Origin of the sequence: Brotaphodocola sp. (assembly GCF_050873065.1) — a bacterium.
Lineage (GTDB): Bacteria > Bacillota > Clostridia > Lachnospirales > Lachnospiraceae > Brotaphodocola.
On sequence record NZ_JBNMIC010000091.1, the window covers coordinates 1 to 6,504 of the forward strand.

4 protein-coding genes and 1 pseudogene are annotated in these 6,504 nt (G+C 50.3%); 2 read left to right on the forward strand and 3 right to left on the reverse strand.

The annotated features are described in order from the left end of the window. Positions 1–316: pseudogene (locus ACR0QE_RS12865) on the forward strand (hypothetical protein); the annotation flags it as partial. Between the two features lie 270 nt (positions 317–586). On the opposite strand, the gene ACR0QE_RS12870 reads toward ACR0QE_RS12865, so the two are convergent. The 3 genes from ACR0QE_RS12870 to ACR0QE_RS12880 form a co-directional block, all read right to left on the reverse strand. Then, positions 587–2,215: a GDSL-type esterase/lipase family protein gene (locus ACR0QE_RS12870; protein ID WP_432628737.1), complete on the reverse strand. Its 1,629-nt coding sequence runs from the start codon at positions 2,213–2,215 to the stop codon at positions 587–589. Positions 2,216–2,396: 181 nt separating this feature from the next. Further along, positions 2,397–3,671 carry a 3-phosphoshikimate 1-carboxyvinyltransferase gene (gene aroA / locus ACR0QE_RS12875; protein WP_432628738.1) on the reverse strand — a complete coding sequence of 425 codons (1,275 nt, stop codon included), beginning with the start codon at positions 3,669–3,671 and terminating at the stop codon, positions 2,397–2,399. 104 nt (positions 3,672–3,775) lie between these two features. Further along, the gene (locus tag ACR0QE_RS12880) at positions 3,776–4,876 is read right to left on the reverse strand and encodes a prephenate dehydrogenase/arogenate dehydrogenase family protein (protein ID WP_432628739.1); all 1,101 of its coding nucleotides are present in this window, start codon (positions 4,874–4,876) and stop codon (positions 3,776–3,778) included. Between the two features lie 408 nt (positions 4,877–5,284). Between ACR0QE_RS12880 and ACR0QE_RS12885 the strand changes: the two genes are divergently transcribed. Beyond that, the coding region (locus ACR0QE_RS12885; RefSeq protein WP_432628740.1) for a GTP-binding protein at positions 5,285–6,504 on the forward strand (1,220 nt) is incomplete at its 3' end.

The window sequence follows — 6,504 nt, forward strand, 5'->3', positions numbered from 1 at the left end:
AACAGCTTCGGAGTCTCTTGACTGGTGGTATTCTTACACCGATAACACCTATGCGAAGTCCGGTTGGTACAGCTTGGTATGGCAGGGAAAGACCGATTGGTATTACTTCGCTGATAACGGCTATCTGGTATCCGGATGGTTCGAGAACAACGGCAACAAGTACTATCTGCACACCGAGCATGACGGCACATTCGGAAGAATGTACACCGGCTGGAATAAGGTTGGCGATCAGTGGTACTACTTCAGCGAGGATGCAGCAAATCTTGGTGCTCTGGTTGAGGGCGCTGAGGTTCCGGCAGAACTGCTGAACAAGTAATCAGTTGAAAAACTAAATTCCGTAAGGAATAGATTCAAGGGTGGCGGGGAGATAACTCCCCGCCATTTTTGTGCTGTTTATGTTGTCGCAGATTGTGTATCAGGGATACGCCGCAGACGATAGGCGATGTTGCCATCATATACGACAGATACAAATGAGAGTAGCAGTGCAGGGCATAAAAAATCCCCCTCCGCACAGAGAATCGATTTTAAATCAATCTCTGCATGAAAGGGGATTCTTTTTGTTTTGAAAAAAGTTTTCTGCTTATTGTTACTGTAAAGTCAGGTTGACATTGCGGAAGGTCACATCTGCATTTCTTGATACGAACATTCCAACATAAACGTTGTCAGAATCGATTGCAGTCAGCGGGAAGTCAAATCCTGCGGAAACTGCCGGATTCTCGCCGAATACACAGGTATAACCGTCCGGGCCCTTGCGGATCTCAACATGAACGGTATCTCCTGCATTGTAACCTTTTGCAAGGCCGCCGCCGGAGATCAGCTCGCCGTTCTTGCGGGCGAAACAGTTCCACGGAGAACTGGAGCCAAGCATCAGCGGAGCTGCTGCAACGTAATCACCGAGCGTGTCGTTTAAGATGGTGTCGAGATAGACGTCATCGCGAACCATCAGACCAAAGGAAGCCTGATTGTTCTTGCCGAAACTGTTGATCGTCATGTCAGCAGACAGCGTGAAGTTCCGGTTGGAAGGAACAGCCTGATAATACATGGCAATTCCATCGCTCTTCTGTGCGATCTTGCCGACGGAAGCAGCGCGGACCCCACCGGACGGTTCTCCGACTGCCATGCGGATGGAACCATCGTTTTCCGGATGAAGGCTGAAGTAAAGGTTGTTTAAATACTCCGGTCCATCGATATCACCGAATACGGTTGGTTTCCAGTCGCCTGCCTGATACCAGAGAGCGCTGAGGGTTGTCGGTGCATTGAATGCACTTCCCTGATAGGAGGTATTGATCGAGTTGTCATCGAACTGCGGAACCTGTGGATTGGACACGACATAGTTCTTTAAATCGCTGTTGCTCTTTAATAGCTCGTCTGCGATAAACCAGGCATTGCACTGTGCGCCGTAGAGATTCGTGTGCGTGTTGTCGATGCTGACTTCACGCTGGGAAGTCCAGGCGTGACGATTCTTGACACCGTCTGCACCGAGCTGCTCGTAAACGCTCTTTGTGCGTGCGGTCAGATCGAGTACCGGAACACTCTTGCCGACACCGACTGCCCAGATTGCCTTGGCATAATTTCCGCCCTCAAAAGTTCCCTCTTCGTTCTTCACCGTGCTGGTGATGTGTCCGCTCTCGCCGGTGTAGTTGTTTGCGATATTTCTGCGGACAATCGGGGTGACAAGAATCGGGTTGCCGCCTCTGTCACGGATCGGTTTGATGTACTTCTCATAGAGATAGTACTGGAAAGAACCGCTGGTGGAAGGGGAGCCGTTCGGGTTGGTGTAACGTCCGAGTTCTGCGCGCTCATCGTTATGACCAAAGCCGATCATAACGTAGTCTCCGGATTTGATGCCCTGCATCAACTGCTGATACTGGCTCATGTCAGCATAGCTTTTGGAGCTTGCGCCGGAAACCGCGAGGTTCTGAATGTTGATGCCCTTGATGTAGAGACCAAGCTGGGTTCCCCAGCCGTAGCGGGGGGAGTAATAGTTGGTATCGCTGAATGCAGCTGCGGTGGAGTCTCCGACTACCCAGAGCGTTGCGCCGGTGGAAGTGGTATTGGTTCCATCTACCGAGATCGCTGTGGATATCGAATTCCCCGAGGGAGCATCCTGAGAGGCAACAATGGTATCAGCCCGTGCGGGCACAGCAGAGAATGCTGTGGTGAGTGCACAGACACAGCCTAAAAGCAGTGCTTTTAATCGTGTGTACTTTTTCATTCTTCGTCTCCTAATTCAATATTAAATTTTCACGGGTTTTATTATACAATAGGAAAATTGGATTGCCAAGGTTTTTTGGGGAATTGAAAAGCGAATGAAAGAAGATGAAAAGAAAACGAAAGAGAAAATTAAGAAACAGGAGGAAAGAATTCTCCCTCCTCCTGTGTTGCACGTATTCTATTTATTTGGAAAGACGCTTTAAATCTTCATAGAATCCCGGGTAGGAGATGTTGACGCACTCAGCTCCGAGAATCTCGGTCTCGCCGTCCGCCATGCATCCGGTGATTGCAAAGGTCATTGCGATTCGATGATCGAGATGGCTGTCAATCACAGCCCCGTGCAGGGGCTTTCCGCCGCGGATGATCATTCCGTCTTCGGTTTCCTCCACATCGGCTCCCATTGCGGAAAGATTTTCCACCATGACGGCGATTCGGTTGGATTCCTTGACTTTTAATTCCGCTGCATCCTTGATGATGGTTTCTCCCTCAGCGAAACATGCCATTGCAGCGATCATCGGAAGTTCATCGATCAGGGTCGGAATCACAGCTCCGCCGATCACGGTGCCGTGCAGCTTGCTTGAGCGCACGAGAAGGTCGGCAGTCGGCTCGCCGCTTGTCTTCTCGTTGAGCAGCGTGATGTCAGCGCCCATGTCTGTGCAGACGCGCAGGATGCCGTCTCGGGGTGGGTTGGTGCCGACATTCTTGATCAGGATCTCGGAGTCCGGGATCAGAAGACCGGCAGCGAGGAAGAACGCTGCGGAGGAGATATCGCCCGGAACCTCAATTTTCTGTCCGTAGAGCTCTTTCACGGGGCGGATCACAGCCGTCGTGTCCTCAGTGTGGACATCAGCGCCAAAGTGGGAGAGCATCAGCTCGGAGTGGTTGCGGGAGACATAAGGCTCCGTCACGCGGGTCTCTCCGTCTGCATAGAGACCCGCGAGGAGAATTGCAGATTTGACCTGGGCGGAGGCAACCGGAGACTGATAGTGAATGCCGTGAAGCGGACGACCGGAGATTGCAAGCGGAGCACAGCCATTTCCGTTGATGCTCCGGATGTCGGCACCCATCAGGGACAGAGGATCCATGATTCGTTTCATCGGACGCTTCTGGATTGAGGCGTCACCGGTCAGAGTCACATCGAAATTCTGGGCGGAGAGAATGCCGGAGATCAGGCGGGTGGTTGTGCCACTGTTTCCGCAGTCAAGGACATGATCCGGCTTTGTGAGACCGTGAAGTCCCTTTCCATGGACGAGAACGCGGTTTCCGTCGTTCTCAATCTCGATTCCCATTGCGCGGAAGCAGGAGATTGTGGAGAGACAGTCCGCTCCCTGAAGAAAATTGGTGATTTCGGTATCGCCTTTTGCGATGGAGCCGAACATGACGCTGCGGTGAGAGATGGATTTATCTCCCGGAATGGTGACTTCGCCGTGAAGACCATTTGATCTTGTAAATTTCATAACTATCGATAACCCCCTGTTTTTAAATGTAGTGAGATGTACTTTATTTTTAACGGTTTTTTTAACGTTTTTTTCGACTGCTTTTTTAACTGTTTCAGGCCCTGTTACGGGGTTTTGATCAGTTCATAATTGTATTTCTTTAACTGTGCCCAGGCCGCATTCATGCTGTTCTCATCGTAGAAGGTGATGCGCAGTGCGCCCTCGCCGTGTTCGCGGTTGTGGTTGATTCCGATGTTGCTCATGCTGATGCCTCTTGCACTCAGGATGCAGGCGAGGGTGGAGATCGCACCCGGCTCATCGACGATGTCGACGGTGAAGGAGTAATCCGGGATCACAGAACCTCTTGCGCGCTCGGTGAAGGAGTTGCGGTAAGTGCGGGAGGAATCAAAGAGATCGTAGATTGCCGTTCCATTTTTCTGATGAAGCTCATCCCGGATATGGGAGAGCGCCTCGATGTAGTCATCCATCAGATCGATGATATTGCCGGTGTTTGTCATACAGATCTGCTCCCACATCTCCGGTGAGGAGGAGGCAATTCGGGTGATATCCTTGAAACCGCCTGCTGCGAGAAGTTTCATTCGTCCCTCTGCGTCGTCGGAGTCCTTGACGAGATTGACAAGACTCGAGGCGATCAGGTGCGGAAGATGGCTGATCGCAGCGACGATGCGGTCATGTTTCTGATAGTCGAGGACAATCGGGATCGAGTCGATCGCTTTTGCGACGTCTACCATGCGCTCCACATCCTCCTTGCGGCTTTTTGCAGTCGGGGTGATGATGTAGTAAGCATTCTCGAGCAGATGATCGGTTGCGTTCTCATATCCGGTCTTCTCGGAGCCGGCCATCGGGTGACCGCCGACAAAGACATCTTCCATTCCAAGCTCCGTCACGACTTTGTGAATGTCGCTCTTTGTGCTTCCGACATCGGTGAGGATCGCACCGGGCTTGAGGTAAGGGCGAATCTCAGAGAGATAGCGGGCATTGTACTCAACCGGGGTACATAAAAAGATGATGTCGCATTCGCGAAGCGATTCGCAGGGTCCGTCTAAAATGAGGTCCACGATGCCGTCGCGCTGTGCCTGCTCAAGCTTTGCACGGGTGCGCATGTAGGCCATGATGCGAGCGTCTGGTTTTGCACGCTTAATACCTTTGGCAATGGAACCTCCGATCAGTCCGAAACCGATAAACCCAAATGTGGAATCTATCATGGAAAAATCCTCCTGATTTTTACAAAGTATATTTATCATTTTATTTCTGGGAAAATCATACGAAACAAGATCATTTTATCGTATGTGATAGCAAATGTCAACGATTCATCACTTTAAAGCGATGATGATAATTCCATGGGCGCGGGGGAGCATGGAGAAAAAGGCAGACCGCCCTTTGAATAAGAACTTTGAAGAGAAAATTCTGTTATAACGTCTGACAGGATGCGGAGGATTGGCGCATCTGCATGATAAACAATGGAAAAACGCCTGTAATTTCACGAACGTTCCCACAGATTGAAAAAATCAGAAAATTTTTTCGTGCAAATTGCATTTAACTCTTGAAATTTTACAAAATTTTTAGTAAAATATATCCATAAGACAAAAATCTAATTTAACAGGAGGGATTTTATGAACGTATATGGAACGAAACAGATCCGTAACGTCGTTCTGCTTGGCCATGGCGGGGCCGGTAAGACGACGGTTGCGGAGGCGCTGGCACTGGTAACCGGAGTCACCAAACGTATGGGCAAAGTTGCAGATGGAAATACCATCAGTGATTATGACAAAGAAGAGATCAAGCGTCAGTTCTCAATCTCTACCTCCATGATCCCGCTGGAGTATGCCGGAGATCACGGCCCCATGAAGATCAATGTGTTAGATACGCCGGGATATTTTGATTTTGTCGGTGAAGTGGAAGAGGCAGCCAGTGTGGCCGATGCTGCAATCATCGTTGTGAACTGCAAGGCAGGAATTGAAGTAGGTACGGAAAAGGCATGGGAGCTTTGTGATAAGCTGCACCTGCCGAGAGTTATTTTCGTCACCAACATGGATGACGACCATGCGAGCTTCCGTGAGCTCGTGCTGAAGCTGGAGAGAAGATTTGGAAGATGCATCGCTCCGTTCCAGCTCCCGATCCGTGAGAATGAAAAGTTTGTCGGCTACGTGAACGTGGTAAAGATGGCAGGCAGACGATTCACCAATCTGAGTGATTACGAAGAATGTGAGATTCCTGATTATTCCCAGAAGAATCTCGGAATTGCCCGTGACGCACTGCTCGAGGCAGTTGCAGAGACCAGTGAGGAATATATGGAGCGCTACTTCTCCGGCGAGGAATTTACGCTTGAGGAGATTCAGGGTGCTCTGAGGGAACATGTGATAGATGGTTCGATCGTTCCGGTTCTGATGGGATCCGGTGTGAACTGCCAGGGCTTTAAGACGCTTCTGCAGGTCATTGACCGTTACCTTCCGTCTCCGGACAAGTTTGAGTGTATCGGTGTGGACGTCTCCACCGGCGAGCGTTTCACCGCAAAATACAACGATGAGGTCTCCTTATCCGCAAGAGTTTTCAAGACCATCGTAGATCCGTTTATCGGAAAATATTCTCTGATGAAGATCTGTACCGGTATCCTGAAACCGGACAGCACGATCTACAATGTCAATAAGGATGCGGAGGAGAAGATCGCAAAGCTCTACCTGCTCAGAGGTAAAGATGTGATTGAGGTTCCGGAACTCAAGGCAGGTGATATCGGTGCAGTTGCAAAACTCGCTGTGACACAGACCGGCGATACGATTGCCCTGCGTTCTGCTCCGATTGTGTACCACAAGCCGCAGATTTCCACCCCTTATAC

What these genes read in the sequence shown, in the direction of transcription:
- ACR0QE_RS12870 (WP_432628737.1), bottom strand. Translation starts at nt 2,215, where the DNA reads ATGAAAAAGTACACACGATTAAAAGCACTGCTTTTAGGCTGTGTCTGT.
- aroA (WP_432628738.1), bottom strand. Translation starts at nt 3,671, where the DNA reads ATGAAATTTACAAGATCAAATGGTCTTCACGGCGAAGTCACCATTCCG.
- ACR0QE_RS12880 (WP_432628739.1), bottom strand. Translation starts at nt 4,876, where the DNA reads ATGATAGATTCCACATTTGGGTTTATCGGTTTCGGACTGATCGGAGGT.